Here is a 20,902-nt window from a genome sequence, read left to right as displayed (position 1 = left end):
AAAAACACCATCCGCATGAGGATGGTGTTTTTGTTTTATATTAATACTATAGGCTAGAGCATGTCTTACAGATGGAGTGAAATCGATGAATCATAGTCATGATGGAGAGGATCGATTGATAACGGTGCTCAATATGGATGGTCAACAGCTAACCCCGTGTTTGCTCCATCGGGCTTGGCGGGAAGTTGAGCGATCGCGAGCTGTCTGGATTGATGATCAGACGATCCAATTGCTTTATAATCCTTTCTTATTCCGGGGCTATCGAAAAGCTGCACTGAAACGAGATCATCACACTTGTTTGTGGTGCGGAGGGCACGCTACGACAGTAGACCATATTATCCCCTCAAGCAAAGGCGGCTCGGATCTTCCCCACAACCTGATCGCTTCATGCAGCGAATGCAATACGAAACGTGGAAACCGTCCGGCATGGTCCTATCTCAAAGAAAACGCACGCGCTGTTCCGAATCTTATAAAGCTGTCCTGGCGTATCTTTATCGCGAATTACAGACATCGCCCCATGAAAAAAGGGACACTTGAGTAAAGGTCTAGAATTGTTGTTTCGACCGACCGAAGTCTTTGCAGGAATCGTGACGCGCTCCTTAATTTTGCCGACATTAAAACTGTGACTACATCTGTAGAAACTTGTGTTGTCGTTATCTTCGGACAGAGGTTCGACTTCCCTCGCCTCCATACATACAGTAAAAAAGCGACCGTAATTGGTCGCTTTTTTGCTTGTTACCACTTTTAGCTTCAGTCTGAATTCAACATGTTCTTTGTAGAAGGGTTTGCTTTCTTATTACTTGGGGAGGGGGCAGCCCCCTTTGCCGTCATTGTATGTGTCTTGGGCAGTAGAAATGGCATGTGTTTTATTGCTTAAGTGCCGACATTTCATAATGTAACAATCTTCATATATAATTGAACTGTCTAAGTTGAACTCCGTAAATGATTAGATAACTAAAATATAGTTAAATGAGGGAAGCGAATGAATTTTTTGCGGGAGTTTTTTGCTAACAATATAGTAAGAAGAATTCTATTCCTCCTACTAGTCGTTTTATTGCTGTATAGCTTGAGAGATATGCTCAATTTGCTGTTATTGCTGTTTCTTGTTACCTTCGTCATGGGACGCCTCGAGCAATATATTACGAAGAAAATATCTAAGCTGTTTCCTATATCGCCTATTGTCGTTAATACGGTATTGTATGCGGCTTTAATATTTGGGCTTGTCTACGGAATCCTCCATTATGTTCCGAAGCTCATTAGTCAAATTTCTGATTTGTATTTTTCCATTATCCGATTTCTAAATACACCTCAGTCAGATGAAATTGCTGCGCTTGTCTCCTCCGCACTTAGTAAGCTGGAATTAGAGCAATACGGAAGCCAGGCACTTAATTATATTCTGAAGCTAGGCAAGTGGGCGGAGGTTATCATTTTTGTTATTGTATTGAGCTACTTCTACTTAATCCAGAAGAAAACCGTCAATGACTTTACAGATAAGTTGAGCAAAAGCAAAATAAGCTGGGCTTACAATGAGTTTAAATATTTTGGCCAAAAATTCACCTCCTCCTTTGGTAAAGTGATCGAGGTTCAATTAATGATCGCCTTGTTGAACACGATTCTAACGACGATCGGGTTGTCGATTTTGGGCTATCCTTACTTGTTCGCTCTAGCGATTATGGTTTTTCTACTAAGTCTTGTGCCGGTAGCCGGTGTTGTTCTTTCCTTCATTCCGATCAGTATTATCGGTTACCAGATTGGCGGTATCTCAACCGTCATTTGGGCGATTGTCATGATTTTGATCATCCATGCAGTTGAGACATACTTCTTAAATCCGAAGCTGTATGCTCATAAAACGAAGCTGCCGATGTTCTACACCTTTATTGTTCTTATTTTCTCCCAGCACTTCATGGGGATCTGGGGGCTAATTCTCGGGATTCCTATCTTTATGTTCCTGCTCGATATTTTCGAAGTCGATCAAAAAAACACGGTATCATCAAACATTGAAGCTGCACAGCTTTCAGGAGAAAACGTAAGTCCTAGGAATAATCAACAGCCCTAAGTCACTTCCCGAAATAATCTTGCTGTGTTCGATTAAAAGTGTAAAATCCTTATCTATAAGTTTGCAAAGCAAGGCACCCTAGTCAAAGAGTGCCAAATGTATATTATGCATAAGAAGGGCCGAGAGGTCCTTCTTTTTTTGCCCCCCCTTTTTCTGACATTTGTCATAACCGGCTTGTGACAACCCACACTAATTGGTTCTCGCGCTTTTTCAATATAATGAGGACATCAAGTAACGAAAGAAGAAATTAGCGGAGGTTAAAGACAAAATGACAAAGGCGATTGAATGTATAAATCTTGTGAAGAAATTCGGCGATTACTGTGCCGTTGATCATATGAATCTATCATTTGAGAAAGGCCAAATAACAGCATTGCTCGGACCGAATGGGGCAGGCAAGACAACCACCATTTCCATGATACTTGGAATGATCAAGCCGACATCAGGAGAAGTCAGGGTCTTGGGGATGCCATCTGGAACAAAAGAATTACGGCAGCGCGTTGGAGCGCTTTTGCAGGATGTGAAAGCAGCCGATGGGCTTACGGTCAAAGAAGTGCTTCAATTGTTCCGCAGTTATTATCGTAATCCGATGTCGCTAGAGCGATTGTTAGACATTTCGGGTCTCCACGCGGATCAGAAACGACGCGCATCCTCCCTCTCTGGAGGTCAACGTCGTAGATTAGCTTTCGCCCAGAGTTTGGCGGGGAATCCGGAGCTTCTCCTGCTGGATGAACCAACCGTCGGAATGGATATCGAGGCTCGGGGTCGCTTTTGGGACACCATCCAAGCACTGGCAAGTGACGGACGTACGGTGCTCTTAACTACACATCATTTAGATGAAGCTGATGCTGTCGCAGATCACATCGCAGTCATCGCTAGGGGACAGGTTGTTGCGGAAGGGACTCCAGCACGTTTAAAGGCACAAACAGCACTTAGAACGGTTTCATTTCGGGCGGCAAATGCGCCAGCCCAGCAGGAGTGGCTCACATTGCCTGGTGTAGAAAAGGCGGAATGCAACGGCGAGCGGATTCGCCTTTATGCCCAAGAGACCGATGTATTGTTATTTACACTGATGCAGTCTGAATGGGGAATTTCCGATATTGATATACAATCCGCCAGTTTAGAAGATACATTCCGAAGTCTTACAGGCTCAAATAAATAAACGATTATACGATAATAAACATTTTTAGGAGGAAAATAGCCATGTTCCATATGTTTGTTGCTCAGACGAAAGCAGAAAGTATACGAATTATCCGCAGTCCATTTTTCTTACTCTTCTCCATTGCGATGCCGCTTGCTTTCTACTTTTTATTTGCGAGTATGAATGGGGTAGATCAATCGATTCAATCAACAACTTGGGGTGTCTTTTCATTGATGTCGATGACGGCATTCAGTTTGATCGGTACAGCCGTATCTCAATTCGGTATCCGTCTTTCGTTCGAGCATCAAGACGGGTGGGTGCGCCTGTTGAAGCTGACTCCACTATCTCCTGCAGTCTGGATTGGCAGCAAAATTGTATCGCAAATGGTTGTTCACTTGATCGTCATTGTAGTTATCTTTTTATCTGCCGGCCTTGTTCATGATATACAATTGACAGCCGGGCAATGGATCTTATGCGGATTATGGTTATGGATTGGGAGCATATCTTTTCTTGCGCTTGGTGCCTTGTTAGGAACGCTTAAAAATGCGAATACCTCCGTTGCCATCGGAAATGTGTTACAGATGGGGCTTGCCATTGTGGGGGGGCTTTGGATGCCGCTTAGTACTTTGCCAAGTTGGATGGGCTCGGTCGGGGAATGGCTGCCATCTCACCGTTACGCCAATGGGGCATGGAATATGATCGCCGGAAAAAATCCGGCAAGCATCGATTTCATAATTTTGACAGGATGCGGACTCCTCTTTATGCTACTATCAATCTATATATACAATCGACGGGATGCGGTTTAATTGAATCGAGAGAAATGGCGTCTCTTTCCAAAATCGGAAGGAGTCGCCCCTTATATTTTGTTAACAAATTTAATGATACCCATGTACTTTCTACTCTATGAGCCATCAAGTATACAGTGGCTTGGCTTTGTTCTGTTAGGCATATTCGTTCTATTGTTTCGACAATCCTACTTTTATTTAAAGTGGGCCACGCCAATATTGATCGTTCAGGTGGGTATACTTTTAATTTTAGCAGCTGTATTTCACCCTATGTATACGTTTATGGGTTTTATGATCGCTGCTCCGCTGAGCAAACAAAAGCTGCCGATATTACTCTCTATAACGATCGTTTTCACTGTAGCTATGGGATTTATCGCTGTTCCTTACTTGGATCGGATGGGCAGCCTAGTATGGATAGGGCTGGTGCCTATGTTTGGCATCTGTATTCTGCCGTATATTATTCGAACTTCGACCAGGTTCCAACAGAAGTCTGCGCGGCTGCGGGCAGAAACGGCTGAACGAATGGCACAGCAGGAGGAGCGCCAGCGGATCGCGCGTGAATTACATGATACATTGGGACATACGCTGTCATTAATCGCACTAAAAGGTGAGGTCGTTGAGAAATTGGTCCATCGTCAACCCGAGAGAGCGATAGCAGAGGCTCGTGAAATACGAGAAACGGCACGCGCAGCCTTGAAACAAATGCGAGAATTGGTTACGGAGATGAAAGTTACATATCTCGCTGACGAATATAAGCATGCTGTATCGTTATGTTCAGCTGCGGGCATACCGCTTTTATTTCAATATCAATCGATTTCAGATCCCAGACCTTCTAATGTAGGGGCGGAAGACGCTTTAGTGAACAATCCGCTTCCGTTAACACCCTTGCAGGAGACGATCTTGGCGATGTGTTTTCGCGAGACGATTACAAATGTGGTTCGTCATAGCCGAGCAACAAGTTGCAGCGTTCTTCTCGACATTCAGGAAGGGGAAGTTCGTGTATCCGTAAGTGATGACGGTATTGGGGCAGATATGGATCAATTCTATACTAGCAGTAATGGCCTCGCCGGTTTACGGCAACGGTTGGTTATGATCGATGGTCGTATGTCGCTGTCTTCGTCCCCAGGCAAGGGGACGGAAGTCACCTTACATATACCTAGGGTAATACGAAATGAGAAGGTAGGTAGCGCTTAGATGATTCGTATTGTTTTGGCAGAAGATCAAAAGTTATTAAGGGGAGCACTGGCAACGTTACTCTCGTTAGAAGATGATATTGAAGTCGTCGGTCAAGCTGAAAATGGAGAAGAAGTGATGTCCATGATTCAGCAATATGAACCGGATGTAGCTGTTCTGGATATTGAGATGCCACTGAAAACGGGGTTAGATATTGCGGAATGGGTTCAAAAAAATAAGTTGGGTTGTCGTGTCATCATCTTGACGACATTCGCGCGTCCCGGATATTTCCAGCGGGCCATGCAGGCAGGAGTTTATGGTTATCTTCTCAAGGATACGGGCAGCGATGAACTGGCTGATGCGATTCGTCGGGTCTATGATGGGAAACGCGTCATCAATTCAGAATTGTCGCTCGCGGTATGGGATGATCCATGTCCATTATCACCCAGGGAGCGTGAAGTCATGAAGTTGGCTGCCCAAGGCTTAGTTCTTCAAGATATTGGAGCACAGCTGTTTCTATCCTATGGAACGGTACGTAACTATATGTCAGAGGCGATTGGGAAGCTCGGGGCGAATACACGGATCGAGGCAATCGATATCGCACGCAGCAAGGGATGGTTGGACTAAGGAGAACTCCGAGAAATTCTGAAAAAGCGGGTCAATTTTAATAGGATTTACTGATGTAAAGGCGAAAGAAAAAAGCCCCGAACAACGGAGCTTGTATGCTATAATTTGGAATGTACAACACACCTTGAGTGGGTGGGGCTTCCTCCGGAAAGGAGGTGAGTCCATATGAACTTCTCTTTTTCCGATGTGATCGTATTCGCAGGGTTTATCGTTGCGTTACTGACCTATATCGACCGAAAAAAGAAGTAACCCACTCTTAAGGTTGGCAAACCGTGGGTTACTTCTCTGGACAAGCATTACCCTGGAGGGAATCCCCACTCAAGAGGTTGTGCTGAGGACGGACTGCCATCCGTCCTTATTTCTATTCTTATCTTATCATACCCGGTTTTAGTCCTCAAGGATCAGCATTAATGAAGATCCCCCGTATAGTCCAGTGAATGGGTGTACAATCCCTTCGCCTACATATATATCAAAGAGCAACGATTTGAACTGGACCCTTTACAGAAGCTCCGATTGAGAATAGCCGAAGAATAAGTTCACCAGAGCCAGGCCCATTCCTAGTCTAAGGTCTAGGTTCAGATACCCCTTAAGACGGTTATGTCAGGTAAATGAGGCGGTTATAATGAATTTATATAACTCGCTGATACGTGATATATGAAGCCAAAAGGGGTGTTTGAATTTGAACACAGAAGTAACGAACACGGCACGGGCAGGTAAGGTGAAATGGGTGCTTTTTAATCCGAAAACCTATGCAACGATCCTCTATTTATTGCTATCCCTCCCGTTAGGGATTATTTATTTTACAGTAGCGATAACGGGACTGGTATTATCAATCGGTCTAACTCCCATATTTATCGGAATACCGCTGTTCTTTGGCGTAGCGAAGCTGTTGAACGGGATTGTGCTCTTTGAACAAAGCATGATTAGGCAAATTTTGGGCCTTCCTGCCCCATCCGTTTCATATTCCTACCATCAACAGCCTGTAGCTGGGCAGAACTGGTTGAAACGAATGGTGAGCGGTTTTGACGGAGCGCTATTTATTCGAAATCTGCTGCTCGTATTCCTAAGGTTTGTTACTGGCATCGTATTCTTTGTTATTATGGTAACGGTGATTTCACTGGGACTCGGATTGATTGCTCTTCCCGTCGTGCATATCATTTTGATGAATGAATTGAAGCTTGATATTTTGGAGAATAGCTTGTTCAGTTATTTCCATATCGATTGGACTTATAATCAGCAATACCTGCTGTACGTAGGCGTTGGTCTTGTCCTGTTCTGGGTCGCGCTGCGCGTCGTGAATGGGCTCATGCAAATTCAGCGCAGAATCATGTACGTGGATGAACCCTATCAACGTCCGTCCGTGTCCATGGAACCCCCAAGCCATGAGCCTTTTCAGCCGCAATATGATGAGTACCTGGAGGATCAGCCCGCTCAAGGGATGATGCAGCCAGCCTATAGAGAGCTTTAAAAGCTCTCCCTAAAGCGACCTTAACCGGTCGCTTTTTCGTTTGCGCCCGGTTAAGCCTGAACTATCCTAATCTGCACCTTGAATTTGTTGCTTTCTGCAGTTCACGACTTACCGGCAAGGATGTTCTTCAAGCGTAAGTGTCATTTCCCAGACGAGTAATCATTAACTCAGAATATCGCGGAAAGTGAAAAGTATGAGAAAATGATTATTTCGGAACTGCTTTCGCAGCTGATATGCTGTGGGTGAAATTCCAAAATTTGTTGATTTCCAATAAGGACCTTGAAGAACCTGGTCCATAAGCGAGGAGGGCGATAAGAAAGCTCAATTTATTGCAAACGGTTACAAACATGCGGATGAGTAAAAAAGGAGGAGATAAAATGAGGAACAGGGTAGCAAAGGCAACCGGAATGGTGTTGTTGTTTTCTCTGGTACTGTCTCTTATAGCGGGAGGGTGGACGAATAAGACAACGGTCGATGCAGCCGGTCTTTCGATCATCGGTGGTGGGGGCTGGAATGAAACGGCGTATATCGAATGGTCACCCCTAAGTAATGCGGAGGGATACAATGTATATGTTAAAAACGCAGGCGCGCCGGATTCCAGCTATCAACAAATCGATAATGAGCTCATCCGACAATACCCTTCCTATTGGAGAGCGGACGCCGTAGGCTTAGCTGCCGGAAATTATGTCATGAAGGTTGAAGCCAGGCTGAGTGACGATACAACGGTAAGCGCCGTTTCGAATAATCTGTCCGTAGCTTCCCATGATCGATCCGGATTTGCTTTTTCCTCAGACTCGCCATACGGGACAGGCTCGGGTGCCTACAATGATGACGGTACGCTTAAAGACGGTGCACAAGTTATTTATGTGACCTCCGAGACGGCACGAACCGTGACTCTTGATGTGAAAATCAATAGCTCAGGCGGGGTTCAAACGGGCGTGGGGATCGGCGAGATTTTGACGCTAAGACAAAAGGGCTATGATACAACCCCTCTTGCTATCCGGGTTATTGGAAAGGTTACCGATGATGACATGAGCGGACAGCTGAATAGCAGCGGCTACCTTCAAGTAAAAGGCAAAAACAATTACTCGGAAATGAATACGACGATCGAAGGGATCGGAGACGACGCTTATGCTTATGGGTGGGGATTGCTCCTTAGATATGTAGGGAATGTGGAAGTAAGAAACCTCGGACTCATGTTGTTCCCTGATGACGGGATTTCCATGGATACTGGCAACATCAACGTGTGGGTTCATAATAATGATCTATTTTATGGAACTGCTGGAGGAGATGCCGACCAGGCCAAGGGCGATGGTTCAACGGATCTGAAGAAAGGATCGACCTATATTACCATCTCTTACAATCACTACTGGGATTCGGGAAAAGCGGCTCTTGTCGGGTTGAGTGAATCGGAGGAATTCTTTGTCACCTTCCATCATAATTGGTTTGATCACTCGGACTCGCGCCATCCACGAATTCGATTGGCATCGGTACACATCTATAATAACTTCTATGACGGAGTCTCAAAATATGGGGTCGGTGTGACAACGGGAGCTTCGGCCTTTGTGGAATCCAATTACTTTAGACATGCCAAATACCCGATGCTGAGTTCCTTGCAAGGTACGGATGCTTTAGGGGAAGGGACATTTTCGGGCGAAGACGGAGGCGTGATTAAGGCCTATAACAATAGGATCGTAGATGCGGACAGTCTGATTTATGCAAACTCCAATACAGGGACAGCTCCGGCACATGCAACCTCATTCGATGCATACTTGGCTTCGTCAAGAAATGAAACCGTACCAAGCTCTTACAGAGCGTTAGTGGGAGGAACGGCTTATAATAACTTCGATACAACCGTCGATACGGGAGTGAATAACGCCGATATTGATAACGTCAGCGATGTGGAGAAAATTGTTACCGCACAAGCCGGACGCCTGAATAACGGGGACTTCACGTGGCAATTCGATGATTCCGTTGACGACACGTCGTATGCCCTTAACACCGCTCTTATGGCTAAAATACGAAGCTACACCAGCGGGCTCGTATCCGTAGGTGGGAATTCAAGCGGGGCAGATCCGGAACCGGAACCCGAGCCCCAGCCCGAGCCCGAGCCATCCACAGGGGAACCGGCTCATAACTTTACAACGTCCGGATTGGAAAGTGATTTCTTTGATATTGTAGGGAATCTTTCGACAACGAAGGGAACCGTGGTGTATAACGGCTTGACGCTAACCCAATGTTTGAAAATCGAGAGCTCGACCCGTATCACCTTCACCTCTACGGAAACGGCCACATTAACATTAGTGTTTAATTCGGCAGACGGAACCAAGATCAAGATTGATGGAACGAGTTATCCAATGACGAATGGTGTTGTCAGGGTGTCACTTCTCCCAGGAGCGCATACGATTACAAAAGATAACACGGCGAATCTCTTTTATATGGAGTTGGAGTAGAGCGGACGTCGGTCAAAAAAGGGATGCACGGGGCATGACTACCTCAACTGCAATGCTTTCGGGTGACATTAAAGGGCGACCGCATCCGTGGAAGCTTATGTGGTGTTGTCTTCGGACAGGGGGGGTAGGCTCCCCTCGCCTCCTCTTACGAATATAAAAGCGACCGTGGTTCGGTCGCTTTTATACTTCCCCTGTTGGTTTGGCTACTGGGACACAATGCTTCCGAATGGTAGCTGCTAAGTCGGGAAACTGATATTTATGATTAACCATATCTACCGTAAAATCCTCGGCTTTCTTTGGGTTCATCCTAAAATACAAGCCATTATAACGCAGGAATATGACAAGTGCTGTAAAAGCGGTGCGTTTATTAGCATTGTAAAAAGGATGATTTTGCCCTAATGACTCAAACAGAGCTGCAGCCTTTTCGAAAACGGTCTGAGAGGCCTCCTCCCCAAAAGCGGAGGACTGAGGGCGTAGTACAGCGGATTCGAGCAACCCTGGTTCCTTTACCCCGATTTGTTCACCTGGACTGTAGCGTTGAATCATGGATACATTAATGGCAATGACTTCTTGGACGGATAAATAACGAGCTGATGTCATCTATCCTTGAGTCCTTGCAGTGTTTGATCGTATTCCTCAATAACATTTGTTAAAGTATCCATGAAGTCTGCACTAATTCCTTCAGGTAATGAGACTCTTGTTGACTTCTTGATTATAATTTCTCCTGTTTCCGGGCTAACATCAATGCTGACTGTATCACCTTGATCCAATCCGATTTGCTTCAAAGCGTCAGTCATGGTTATACCTAAACTGTTGCCGAATTTGGTCACTTTTCGTTCCATCACAACCATCCTATTCATAAAGGTTCTCTCCTTATCAGCATATTCAATCGTTATAACAATTATACAATTATGAATTTGAATTTCAACTAACTACGTTCTCACACTCTCCATCGTCAAGAGATGTAATGAGGTTCCAACTTTAGTGGAATACGCTGGCTAGTCTTCGCCTGAAGCTAACTGAAGAAGACAATCAGGTTGACCATGGAGAAGCGGTGACGGGGCATCGGGGTCAGCTAGAAATTCGGGGTCGCCTTTATCCATCTATGCTATAAGAAGGCGATAGCTAAAAGAAATATGGTACATATAACCATCGAATCCGTGTCCTTTACCTCGGGTCGCCCTCTACTTTATAATAGTAGGCTATATAAGTTGAACGAAATGAGGTGTAGACAGCACGAACATTTTACGTACTAGGCAGTGCATCAATTTCATACTCATATAGGAAACAAGGCTTTAGGAGGCAACAATGGATTTTATCAGAAATCAACTAGACGGATATGGCATGAGCGAGCAAACGGTGATCTATCTTTCCAACATGATCATGGTCCTTTTCATCGCGCTGGTCTCCATACTGGCCAATGTTATAACCAAAAAGATTGTGCTGAAGATCATCATTCACATCGTCAATAACAATCGATATACGTGGGACAATATCATTGTGGAGAAAAAAGTGTTTCATAAGCTCTCGCACCTGGTGCCGGCAATCATCATCTATTATTCGGCGTCGATCTTTCCGTCCTATCAAACTTTGATTGAAAAGGCAGCCATGACTTATATGATTATCGTAACGATCATGGTATTTAATGCGCTGCTCAATGCGTTTGATGCGATTTATCGTTCGTTCGAGGTTTCCAAGATCCGGCCGATTAAGGGATACATTCAGGTAGCGAAGATCGTTCTTTACATCGTCGGCGGCATTGTGGTCATCTCGAACCTCATCGGTCAGAATCCCCTGATTATTCTCAGCGGGCTGGGTGCATTATCGGCTGTGCTGATGCTAATCTTCAAGGACTCCATCTTAGGCCTGGTGGCAGGCGTTCAGTTATCGTCAAATGATATGGTGCGTGTCGGCGACTGGATTGAAATGCCGAAATACGATGCGAACGGCGACGTCATCGACATTACCTTAAATACGGTGAAGGTGATGAATTTCGATAAGACGATCACCATGATTCCAAGCTATGCACTCATCTCCGACTCGTTCAAGAATTGGAGGGGCATGCAGGTATCCGGCGGCAGAAGGATCAAGCGAAGCTTCTATGTCGATACGACCAGCATCTGCTTTTGTACCAAGGAAATGATTGAGGAGTTTCAGAAAATTCACTACCTTACCGACTATATCACGACAAAATTAAGCGAGATCAACGCGTACAACCTTGAACACCAGATTAATACGGAGAGCAAAGTGAATGGCAGACAACTTACGAATATCGGCGTGTTCCGGGCATATATCCAACAATATCTGAGGCATCATCCGAGAATTCATCAAGAAATGACGCTGATCGTCAGGCAGTTAGAGCCGGGAGATAACGGGCTGCCATTAGAAATCTATGCATTCAGCAATGATACCACCTGGGCAGTGTATGAATCGATTCAAGCGGATATTTTTGACCATATTTTCGCAGTCGCGCCGACATTCGGGCTTCGTGCCTTCCAAAATCCAAGCGGCCATGATATCGTCCAACTCAAGCAAAGCCCGGAATTTTCGCGGGGATATTGAGGCAGGGATAGAAAATATTCATTAGAAGGCGACCGGACCTGGTCGCTTTTTTTAATTTCATCTCCCGATTCCTTACAAATCGGGGTAATTTGGATTTCTTAATTCAAAATAATCCGCCTTGGGCCAGACGGTTGAGCTCTATGTTTGGGAGAGACGGTTATCTGACAAAGGAAATCACCCCCATTATTTTCCCGGCTGCGCAAGCATGGAATCAAGGTAACCGCGCTTCATAACCATTGGTTATTTACGAATCCGAATCTCTGGTATATTCACTTTGAAAGGCTGGATCAACCGCTCGACTTCGCAAGAGATACCCGGGATACGCTGAATGTATTAACGACACGGGTAGTTCGGCCTGTGATCCATAAAAAATAATATAATTAGCCATCCTTCGATCACGAGAGTTCGAGTTTTCATGGAAATAGGGTGCAAGGGTCTGTAACATAGGCTCAGATCCCCTCGCCTTTCTGCAAAATCCACAGCCTTACTGGTTGTGGATTTTTTTCGTGTTATAAAGAGTAAATAAAAGATGCGAGCTAGCTGAATCATGAATGGGTCATGTCCCCTGAATGAGGTTTATAATAGGACTAGCGAGGACTCAAATTTTATGTAAGGAGGCTTTCCAATGAATCAGAATGTTCCGGAGCTTACGCTAAATGACGGCTTGAAGGTGCCCGCAATCGGACTCGGCACTTATAGCCTGAAAGGCGAAGAAGGCGTTAAAGCCATGGCTGCCGCGATGGATGCCGGGTATCGGTTGATCGATACGGCTTTTAACTATGAAAATGAAGGTGCCGTCGGCAAAGCCATTAAGCGGAGCTCCGTTGCCAGGGAAGAGCTGTTGATTTGCTCCAAGCTGCCGGGCCGCCGCCATGCCTACAAAGAGGCGCTCGTGACCATCGAGGAGTCGCTGTACCGAGCGGATCTTGATTATTATGACCTTTATCTGATCCACTGGCCGAATCCCAAGCAGGATATCTACGTGGAAGCCTGGCAGGCGATGATTGAAGCCAAAAAACGCGGATACATCCGGTCCATCGGGGTTAGCAATTTCCTTCCCGAACATATTGACCGTCTAATTAAAGAGACCGGGGCAGCGCCTAGTTTGAATCAGGTGGAGCTTCATCCTTTCTTTGACCAGGCATATCAGCGGAAGAAGGATGCGGAGCATGGCATCGTTACGGAATCGTGGAGCCCACTTGGGCGCGGCAATGATATCGTGCAGGATGAACAAATCGTCCGAATAGCCGAGGCTCATGGAAAAACGGGAGCGCAGGTGATTTTGCGCTGGCACACCCAGCTTGGGGCCATTCCGATTCCTAAGTCGGGCTCCCTTCAGCATCAGACGGAAAATCTCGATATTTTCGATTTCGAGCTGACTGCGGAGGAGATGGATGTCATTTCATCCTTCAGCCGCGAGGATGGACGGTTGTGGGGACAGGATCCGAGCACTTACGAAGAATTTTGATCGTAGTAAGCCGCTTCTTTGGCCAATATCCCCCATCATCAAAAGCAGACGCCGATTTTTAACCGGCGTCTGTTTTTTCATCCTGTTCTATTGCTGTACTACAGCTTCCAAATACGGTACAGAATCACCGCTGCTTCGGCGCGGGTGAGGGGATCGTGCGGTGCAATGCGGCCGTTCTTGCCGTTTACAATCCCGGACTTGACCAGTCGGGCCGCACTTTCCAATGCATAACCGGAGACGCTTGCCGCATCGCGGTAACCGTCCAAGCTTCCGGTACCCTCGAGGGATTTGCCGGCTGCCGATAATGCCCGCACGGTCAGCGCCATCATGTCTTGTCTTGAGATCGGCTCATTCGGCTGGAAGGTCTGATCTTGAAAACCTTTTACGATTCCGAGTGCATAGGCGATGTCCAGCTCGCTGTGATCGTAACCGGCAGACTCGGCATCGCTGAAGCCTGCTTGCAGAGTCGCTGTCCCTTGGCCGCCGGATCCCTTCAACTCGAGCACTCTGACAAGAAGTGCGACGAAGTCGCCTCTCGTCATAAATGCTTCGGGAGAGAAGCTGCCCTCGGACGTCCCTTTGATGACATCCCGCGCAGCCATATGGTGAATGGCTTGCTCAGCCCAAGGAACCTTTTGCAAATCTTCGAAGGACTTGGCCTCGTAAGCTATAGCGTAGGTACCGAAACGGGTCGTTTGAAAAACAACCGCGCCCGCCGAAGCATCATGTCGGCCATTTGGAATGACCGCAACCTTTCCTTTGCCGTCCATGTACCAAACCACCAGGCGCTCCGGATTAAGCAGTTCTTTGGCGGTTGGGGTATATGGAATTTTGACCGTTACAGGAACCTCAGGATGATCCCAGTCTATGGCTTTCCCGTCTGCCGAAAGACTCAGATCGATGGCTGGTCGGCCGCTGATCCGTTCGAGGTCCGCTGCAGCCAGATGAGCCGTTGAAGCTGTGCCTACGCGGATCGACACCTGTTTTGCGGCTTTTGCCGCTTGCGACAACCCGCTGCTTGGGATATGAAGGGTCGCGTTGTCCGTTTTCAACACAAACTCAAAGGCTGGTTGGGCGTTCAGGCTATGGCCCGGCAGCTGTACTTCATATGCATCTACGGCATTTTGAGGGGCCACTTCAATTACGATTTGTTTCTTGCCGTTGGGGTTAGGAGTGGCTAGCCCAAGCGCTTTTGCGAGATCATCGCTAGCAATGGCGCCTACTGCATGTCGATTAGCGACCTTCACTGCGGGCTTGATGGTAATCACGCCGTTTTCGTTCCTAATGCTTCCGGCTTGCGGGGTGCTTCCATTGCCGGAGCCGGGATTGCTGCCATTGCTGCTGCTTGGGCTGCTTCCATTGTTGTTACCTCCACCGCCGCCGCTGCCATTGTCAGAGCCGCCGCCGTTCCCAGGGCTTGCGGGTTTGCCGTCTAAGGTAACGACGCCGAACACGGAAGGATCCTGATAGCCGTTGCCGGTCGTATCATTCCACGCGGCAACGCTTTGGCGAGCGCCGTCTTTCGCGTCATTGATCTGGGCGTCGAAGCCTATTTTAACCTGATTTGCAGGTTTGATGGATTTGAAAGGGATCTTTGCTTCCACCGTGTAGTTCGTTCCGGAAATTTTGGTTGCGGACACAAAGCCTTCTGCGATCGCTGGAGGATTAAATGAGGTTTCATTATCAAAGTTGATTCTGTACTGCCCGTCATCCGCTTGATAGAACGTTGTTTTGGCATTGTTTTCGTCCAGGAAAATTTCAACGGAGTCCTGCTCCCACACATTCACGCTCGCTTTATCAAGCTGGGCGTCGCTAACCTGGATCAATACATATAGATTGTGGTCATCCCAGAGCGTTCTGGCCACACCGGTCGCACCCTGCCATGCCGTCTGGTATTGATGGATCGACATCTCGGGAGCTTGGCACCAGATCGGGTCGACTGTGCCGTCTACGCCAGGTGTGCCATACATGGCAGTGGACTGGTTGGCATCCTTCGAATCAGGCTGGTGCTCCTGAATAAATGTATCAGGATCAATGACACCGTAATAGGCCGGTTTGGCCCGCAAGTTCTTATCAAACAGCAGCGGGTTGGAGGCGGCCCGCCAGCTTGAGCTGTCTTCAAGGCCCCAGAAGGTAACGCGGCTGATATGAGCCGCATGCTCCTTGAAAATTTTCATGAGCTGGGCATACAAATAGCCTTGTGCATTGGCTAACTGCTCGGAGAGCTGATGGTTGCTTCCGGCCTGGATGTCAAGCTCGCTGATGGTGATTTCCACGCCCAAGGAGATAAATTTCTCCAGGGAGCGCTTCACATTTTCCGGATTGGTGTTGATATTGTAATGTCCCTGCATGCCGATGCCGTCGATGAGCAGCTTGCCCGGATGGTCCAGCGCATACTTGTCATTGATTGCTTTCACCATATTGTAAATGGCCTGGGCCTTATTCTGATTGTCTTCGTTATAGTCATTGTAATGAAGCTTGATATCCCATTCCGGATGATCGTCAAGTACTTCCCTTGCCGCGAGAAATGCCTGCTCGACATAATCCGGACCGATGGCCTGATACCAAGGGGACTGACGCAGCGAGGCTTCCCAATCGGACGGATTCGGCGGATTATCGCTCATCGCCTCATTGACGACATCCCAGGAGATAACTTTGTCGCCGAAGTGCTCCATTACGGTGCGGATATGCGTGCGCAGATTCTCAAGGGCTTCCTCCCGGCTTAAAGGGACCGTATTCCCTTGCCCATCCTGTACCGTGTTCATCCATGCCGGGGACTGCTGGTGCCATACCAGCACATGCCCGTGCATCTGCATGCCCTCAGCCAGAACTTTATACACCATGGCATCCGCGGCCGTGAATGTAAAATTACCCTTTGTCGGCTGCAGCGCATCCGGCTTCATCGCGTTTCCGGCGGTGGCGGCATTATGATGCATCGATAGCAGCTCAAGCCGCACGCCTTCAAGATCCTCCGCTGTAATGGCGTTGCCGATGAGGAAATCATTTTGATACGCTTGTTTGACCGGAATCAAGTCTTTCTCGATTTCGACGGGGCCGGCGCTTGTTTTCTCGAAGCTGATGTCATCGATATAAAAGGATGCCGTCGCGTTATTCGAGCTTTCTACATAGATGGTTAAGTATTCATTCCCCACACTGTTGTACCGATAGGTTCCCTCGAACTGGACCCATCCGTCGCTGGTGCTGATCGTTTTGGGGGAAAGGGCCACATAATTCGCGCTGCTTCCGGAGCCGATTTGGGAGGACAGCTGGAGCTGCGAGCTTGCGGGCTCGATCAATTTGATCCATGCCGTTACTTTATATTCGCTGCCTTGATCAACGTATTTCTCGATTCGCAATGATGGCCCGTGCCATGTGGCTGTACGGCCTTCTACCTTCAAAGCGTAAGAGCCGCCGGGGGTATGGTTGGCTTCCTGGGTGACGGTCAACGTTTCATTACCGGATCTGCCTTCAAATCCGCCAGCCGTTTGGTCTTCAAAATCGATGGGAGTGAAGGGTAAAGCGGGTTCCCTAGGAGGCTCTTCCTCACCATCACCGCCGGAAGCCGCCTTCTTGGTGATCCGTATATCCCCGATGTAGAAGGGAACCGTCTTCCCGTCCTCGTTGGATTGAACCCGGAGGGCCGAATCGACTTCGGTATTAACGGTGAATTCTTTACTTAGCTGTACAGGCGTGCCTGCGGCAAAATCCGCACCGGCCAGCCAACCATAGCTGTCTACCGTTTGAAGAAAAGCCTGAGCGCCTGTTGGCACAGGCTCATTGGCGTCTACATATACAGAGACGGTCACCGTATACGTTATGCCGTTCTCCAAGCCCAAGTCGACATATTTGAAATCGGCCGCGTCCCAGTTATTGGCTCGGTTGCTTACATACAGAGCGCCTCCGTCCTCATTGCCGGCAAACGCTTTATTGGATACATGCGATATGCTGGCACTGCCGGATTGCACGGCTTTTCCTACGCCTGTCTCAAAGGTTTCATGATAAACGGTTTCGGTGGCTTCCGGTTCCTGTGCGTCAGCCCGAACATCCGAGGCTCTCCAGCCCGTCGGAAGAAGTAAAGCTGCCGCGATCAGAATCGAGATGCCTTGTTTGATCCATTTACTCATTCACTGTACTCCCCCTACCCTAAAGAATATTAAGCGCTTTCATTACTTTACAAGCAGCCTCCTTTCTCCAGAAATTGTAACATCCGGTTAGATCCAGTGTCTTTTTGCAAATTAAAGGAGATACTTAGATTTTTACATACATTTGTTGGTTAGAAGCAGAAGAAAGTGGAGGAGCGGCTGACTTAAGGGGGGTATAAAAAGGTATGTTCATGCGGAGGACGTCCCGACCGATCGTACCCATAAATATGTATACATTTGACCATATGAAAAGCGACCGGTGCTCGGCCGCTTCTTATGGCGTTTGGTTTAGAACAGGGTAGTGAAAAACAGCTAGAAGGGAGTAGGGGGCACCCCTTAATGATAGTTCTTCGACTCGTTTTCCTTGTATTTGCCATCGCTGTCATGCAGTGCTTGCTTCCGGCGATCATTCCGGGCTTGCTGCTGCTGTTGGGCGTCCAAGCTGTTCACGGGCGTCTCATCCAGTCTCTCGACCGTATTGATCAGGTTCTTATCCGGTTGGTTCGTACTCAAATGTATGGCCCTCCTTATGCTGGAATCGATTGTGATATTTATTATGTGCGGGAAGCAAAGCGGGTATTCAAGCATATTGGCTGTGCCATGCTGTTAGGATGCTCCGGATTGATTCGAATAGCTGAAGGGAAAGCAAAATTCCGTGTTCGACGCTCCGTAGGGTTGAAACGGCTAAAAAAAACGAAGTCCCTAACATGACAAAACCCCGGTTTTTCCGGGGCTTTGTATGAGTGTTTCATAAGGACTGTTATCTAACTTCCTTCTCCGTAATGAGCTCAATGGTTTTGCCATCCGATACGAGCATAATATTGCCGTGAAGGGCAGTGGACGCTACAAGGGCTCCGTTTTTTTCATAACGCTGCTTGATGTCGAGATTTTGAAAAATATTGGCGCTTAGAACCGCTATGTCAGGCGAAGCCGCCTTGACGAATTGCGGTGAGGACGACGTTTTGTCGCCGTGATGGGGAGCATGCACCATATCGGCTTTAAGCTGATCGGCATGCCGCTTCGCAAGATCATATTCACCGGACTTGTACAAGTCGCCGGCAAACAAGAAGGTGTTGTCACCATAGTGCAGCTTCATCACGAGCGACTGATTATTGATATTCTCTGTCGACCAATCCTCAAATTTATCCGGGGATGTGCCTTTTTCCGGATTCAGCAGCTCAACCTCCACATGCTCGCCGATCTGAAGGCGGTCGCCGTCCTCCAAATAATGCAGCGGGATATCATGCTGCTCAATCAAATCCATCACCGTGCGGTATGTGCCAGTCGTGTGTTCAATATTCGGCATATAAAATCCGCCAATTTCTTTCGTCCTTAGCAGCGATGTATATCCGCCCATATGGTCATAATGAGGATGTGTATTTATGGCGTAATCGATTCGGGTTACACCCAGCCGTTCCATATACTCCTCCAATTGGGAGCTTGTTGCGGGAATGCCTGCGTCGATCATGATGTTGAGCCCGTCGGGCGTTTGCAGAAAAATAGAGTCGCCGGATTTCTCCTCCGAGTCCAGGAAAAAATAACGTACCGTGAGCTTATCCCGGTATGCAGCGGTATCGAATACGTTGCCCGTCCGGTGTACAATGGCAGATTTGGACGGCTGCTCAGCAGGTGTATCGGCTGAAGCGCTGACGCTCTGCAAGCTTGAGGGATCCGCAGTTCCAGCCTCCTTAGCCGGAGTGCATCCGGCAAGAACCAGAAGCATAGCGAGCGCTAGAGCGAGCAGTCTATTGAACAACAGATGGGGCAGCCTTGAGCTCATATCCGATCGTTCCCTTCGCTTATAAGGCTATGGAGCTTGAGTTTATCATGGAACAAGCGGTGCATGCGCCGGGCAATCAATTTATAGCCTTCCGCATCGGGATGAAGCTTGTCGGACAAGCGTTCTTGATCCGATTCCCCGAATATGTCGAGACCTTCAACATAGAACAGGTGGCGATCGCCATGCTCCCGCAATATCTCGTAGGCCTCGCGCAGCTCCTGCCGGATTTTCACCAGATTCAGACCGACCAGGTTGTCGGCGGTTTCACGCTCTGGTGCGAAGATCGGCGACATGAGCAGGAGGGGGATACCCTGATGTCGTTCGCGGATAATTTGAATGAGCCCGATGACGCTGGATTTAAAGGTTCTCGCATTCAGGCTGGACTGTCCCATCACGTTAATGCCAAGACATAAGGAAATGAAATCGGCCGGGAGCTCCCGGATCATCCTTGCAACCATAGGCTCGAGGTGGCAATTGGCCGAATAACCGAGGCAGGTCAGCTGAAGCTCCGAGCTTTGCGCGACAAGCGCCGGCCAGGTTTGCGATGGGCTGGCAGCCGCCTTACACTGCGTGATCGAGCTCCCGTAAGCGATCCAGCGGGGGCGGTTATCTTGGAAATAAGAGAAGCTGGAGTCTTGATCGAGCAGGATGCGCTGAACGCAGACCGAGTGCTTCGGGGATAAATAAATTTCGATAAGCTTGTTCGTGCCGGGCAATGCGCTCCACGTGACAACGGAATCCCCCGGCTGGGCGGTACAGGCCGAATGGAACTGCCCGTCTATCAAGCAATCGAAGCTTAGCGTATTCTCGGTTTCAGCAAAGCCTACTTGAACAGAGGTCGAATCACTCCAAAAGGATATGCGCACGCCTGCGGGGACCTTCGCTTCCCCGCCGATTCCGTCCGGCGGAAATAATGCGGTTTCACGGTAAGGAATGCGCCAGGGCCGGGCCCCATCCTCCGTGATCTCGACACTGACGGCACCGTGAAACAAAGCTTCATTCATGGCAATGACGTTCATGGACTCACTCCTGTGGACGTTTTTTTCAAGACCGGTATGAATTTCGTAAAGGTACAGCAGATCTGCGAGGGATAACAAGAAAAAGCCCTTTGCATCCAAAAACCTTTAATCAATAAAGGCTCTGATGATGCAAAGGGCTTCTCATATTCTCTGCCCGCTTCACATTTTCAATATTCACTCTCATAGTACCATATCTTAGAATTATGACAAGCTATTTCGTAAGTAACGTAA

At 47.8% G+C, this 20,902-nt stretch carries 17 protein-coding genes; 11 read left to right on the top strand and 6 right to left on the bottom strand.

Features of this window, described 5'->3' with window-relative positions:
- Nucleotides 1-85: 85 nt before the first annotated feature.
- The 8 genes from NSQ46_RS28695 (at nucleotide 86) to NSQ46_RS28660 (ending at nucleotide 9,700) form a co-directional block, all read left to right on the top strand.
- A complete protein-coding gene (locus NSQ46_RS28695; protein ID WP_342575676.1) occupies nucleotides 86-541 on the top strand; it encodes an HNH endonuclease in 456 nt (151 codons plus the stop codon).
- Nucleotides 542-982: 441 nt separating this feature from the next.
- Nucleotides 983-2,056, top strand: coding sequence for an AI-2E family transporter (locus tag NSQ46_RS28690; protein WP_341341362.1), 1,074 nt, complete (start codon nucleotides 983-985; stop codon nucleotides 2,054-2,056).
- 268 nt (nucleotides 2,057-2,324) lie between these two features.
- Entirely contained in the window at nucleotides 2,325-3,215 is an 891-nt protein-coding gene (locus tag NSQ46_RS28685; RefSeq protein WP_341034599.1) for an ABC transporter ATP-binding protein, read from the top strand.
- Between the two features lie 41 nt (nucleotides 3,216-3,256).
- Complete coding sequence (locus tag NSQ46_RS28680; RefSeq protein WP_007132688.1) at nucleotides 3,257-4,000, top strand: ABC transporter permease; 744 nt, start codon at nucleotides 3,257-3,259, stop codon at nucleotides 3,998-4,000.
- Nucleotides 4,001-5,173 carry a sensor histidine kinase gene (locus tag NSQ46_RS28675; RefSeq protein WP_342575674.1) on the top strand — a complete coding sequence of 391 codons (1,173 nt, stop codon included), beginning with the start codon at nucleotides 4,001-4,003 and terminating at the stop codon, nucleotides 5,171-5,173.
- Entirely contained in the window at nucleotides 5,174-5,779 is a 606-nt protein-coding gene (locus NSQ46_RS28670; RefSeq protein WP_028404200.1) for a response regulator transcription factor, read from the top strand.
- Nucleotides 5,780-6,452: 673 nt separating this feature from the next.
- The gene (locus tag NSQ46_RS28665) at nucleotides 6,453-7,247 is read left to right on the top strand and encodes a sensor domain-containing protein (protein WP_251536194.1); all 795 of its coding nucleotides are present in this window, start codon (nucleotides 6,453-6,455) and stop codon (nucleotides 7,245-7,247) included.
- Nucleotides 7,248-7,624: 377 nt separating this feature from the next.
- Nucleotides 7,625-9,700: a pectate lyase gene (locus NSQ46_RS28660; RefSeq protein ID WP_251536191.1), complete on the top strand. Its 2,076-nt coding sequence runs from the start codon at nucleotides 7,625-7,627 to the stop codon at nucleotides 9,698-9,700.
- A gap of 180 nt (nucleotides 9,701-9,880) precedes the next feature.
- Here the strand turns inward: NSQ46_RS28660 and NSQ46_RS28655 are convergent, their stop codons facing one another.
- Both NSQ46_RS28655 and NSQ46_RS28650 read right to left on the bottom strand, forming a co-directional pair.
- A complete protein-coding gene (locus NSQ46_RS28655; protein WP_210094313.1) occupies nucleotides 9,881-10,300 on the bottom strand; it encodes a type II toxin-antitoxin system death-on-curing family toxin in 420 nt (139 codons plus the stop codon).
- A complete protein-coding gene (locus NSQ46_RS28650) occupies nucleotides 10,297-10,560 on the bottom strand; it encodes a hypothetical protein (RefSeq protein ID WP_007132682.1) in 264 nt (87 codons plus the stop codon). The genes NSQ46_RS28655 and NSQ46_RS28650 overlap by 4 nt, the downstream gene beginning before the upstream one ends.
- 448 nt (nucleotides 10,561-11,008) lie before the next feature.
- On the opposite strand from NSQ46_RS28650, the gene NSQ46_RS28645 reads away from it, so the two are divergent.
- From NSQ46_RS28645 to NSQ46_RS28635, 3 genes are all read left to right on the top strand, one after another.
- Nucleotides 11,009-12,262 carry a mechanosensitive ion channel domain-containing protein gene (locus NSQ46_RS28645; RefSeq protein WP_210094312.1) on the top strand — a complete coding sequence of 418 codons (1,254 nt, stop codon included), beginning with the start codon at nucleotides 11,009-11,011 and terminating at the stop codon, nucleotides 12,260-12,262.
- Nucleotides 12,263-12,457: 195 nt separating this feature from the next.
- The gene (locus tag NSQ46_RS28640) at nucleotides 12,458-12,637 is read left to right on the top strand and encodes a DUF1259 domain-containing protein (protein ID WP_245255873.1); all 180 of its coding nucleotides are present in this window, start codon (nucleotides 12,458-12,460) and stop codon (nucleotides 12,635-12,637) included.
- A 250-nt stretch (nucleotides 12,638-12,887) separates the two neighbouring features.
- A complete protein-coding gene (locus NSQ46_RS28635) occupies nucleotides 12,888-13,730 on the top strand; it encodes an aldo/keto reductase (protein WP_028404176.1) in 843 nt (280 codons plus the stop codon).
- Nucleotides 13,731-13,828: 98 nt separating this feature from the next.
- On the opposite strand, the gene NSQ46_RS28630 is transcribed toward NSQ46_RS28635, so the two are convergent.
- The 4 genes from NSQ46_RS28630 to NSQ46_RS28615 all read right to left on the bottom strand — a co-directional run bounded on the left by NSQ46_RS28630 (nucleotide 13,829) and on the right by NSQ46_RS28615 (nucleotide 20,671).
- Nucleotides 13,829-17,854 carry an endo-1,4-beta-xylanase gene (locus NSQ46_RS28630; RefSeq protein ID WP_210094311.1) on the bottom strand — a complete coding sequence of 1,342 codons (4,026 nt, stop codon included), beginning with the start codon at nucleotides 17,852-17,854 and terminating at the stop codon, nucleotides 13,829-13,831.
- Nucleotides 17,855-18,208: 354 nt separating this feature from the next.
- Complete coding sequence (locus tag NSQ46_RS28625) at nucleotides 18,209-18,385, bottom strand: hypothetical protein (protein ID WP_167392974.1); 177 nt, start codon at nucleotides 18,383-18,385, stop codon at nucleotides 18,209-18,211.
- Nucleotides 18,386-18,632: 247 nt separating this feature from the next.
- Nucleotides 18,633-19,652, bottom strand: coding sequence for an MBL fold metallo-hydrolase (locus NSQ46_RS28620; RefSeq protein WP_342575666.1), 1,020 nt, complete (start codon nucleotides 19,650-19,652; stop codon nucleotides 18,633-18,635).
- The gene (locus NSQ46_RS28615; protein WP_342575664.1) at nucleotides 19,649-20,671 is read right to left on the bottom strand and encodes an SGNH/GDSL hydrolase family protein; all 1,023 of its coding nucleotides are present in this window, start codon (nucleotides 20,669-20,671) and stop codon (nucleotides 19,649-19,651) included. The genes NSQ46_RS28620 and NSQ46_RS28615 overlap by 4 nt, the downstream gene beginning before the upstream one ends.
- Between the last annotated feature and the right edge of the window lie 231 nt (nucleotides 20,672-20,902).

Source organism: Paenibacillus sp. FSL M8-0142 (assembly GCF_038597315.1).
Taxonomy (GTDB): Bacteria; Bacillota; Bacilli; order Paenibacillales; family Paenibacillaceae; genus Paenibacillus_AQ; species Paenibacillus_AQ lactis.
This window is presented reverse-complemented; position numbering and strand designations above follow the sequence as displayed.

What these genes read in the sequence shown, in the direction of transcription:
- NSQ46_RS28630 (WP_210094311.1), bottom strand. Translation starts at nt 17,854, where the DNA reads ATGAGTAAATGGATCAAACAAGGCATCTCGATTCTGATCGCGGCAGCT.
- NSQ46_RS28670 (WP_028404200.1), top strand. Translation starts at nt 5,174, where the DNA reads ATGATTCGTATTGTTTTGGCAGAAGATCAAAAGTTATTAAGGGGAGCA.
- NSQ46_RS28620 (WP_342575666.1), bottom strand. Translation starts at nt 19,652, where the DNA reads ATGAGCTCAAGGCTGCCCCATCTGTTGTTCAATAGACTGCTCGCTCTA.
- NSQ46_RS28680 (WP_007132688.1), top strand. Translation starts at nt 3,257, where the DNA reads ATGTTCCATATGTTTGTTGCTCAGACGAAAGCAGAAAGTATACGAATT.
- NSQ46_RS28660 (WP_251536191.1), top strand. Translation starts at nt 7,625, where the DNA reads ATGAGGAACAGGGTAGCAAAGGCAACCGGAATGGTGTTGTTGTTTTCT.
- NSQ46_RS28695 (WP_342575676.1), top strand. Translation starts at nt 86, where the DNA reads ATGAATCATAGTCATGATGGAGAGGATCGATTGATAACGGTGCTCAAT.
- NSQ46_RS28645 (WP_210094312.1), top strand. Translation starts at nt 11,009, where the DNA reads ATGGATTTTATCAGAAATCAACTAGACGGATATGGCATGAGCGAGCAA.
- NSQ46_RS28655 (WP_210094313.1), bottom strand. Translation starts at nt 10,300, where the DNA reads ATGACATCAGCTCGTTATTTATCCGTCCAAGAAGTCATTGCCATTAAT.
- NSQ46_RS28635 (WP_028404176.1), top strand. Translation starts at nt 12,888, where the DNA reads ATGAATCAGAATGTTCCGGAGCTTACGCTAAATGACGGCTTGAAGGTG.
- NSQ46_RS28690 (WP_341341362.1), top strand. Translation starts at nt 983, where the DNA reads ATGAATTTTTTGCGGGAGTTTTTTGCTAACAATATAGTAAGAAGAATT.
- NSQ46_RS28650 (WP_007132682.1), bottom strand. Translation starts at nt 10,560, where the DNA reads ATGAATAGGATGGTTGTGATGGAACGAAAAGTGACCAAATTCGGCAAC.
- NSQ46_RS28685 (WP_341034599.1), top strand. Translation starts at nt 2,325, where the DNA reads ATGACAAAGGCGATTGAATGTATAAATCTTGTGAAGAAATTCGGCGAT.
- NSQ46_RS28615 (WP_342575664.1), bottom strand. Translation starts at nt 20,671, where the DNA reads ATGAACGTCATTGCCATGAATGAAGCTTTGTTTCACGGTGCCGTCAGT.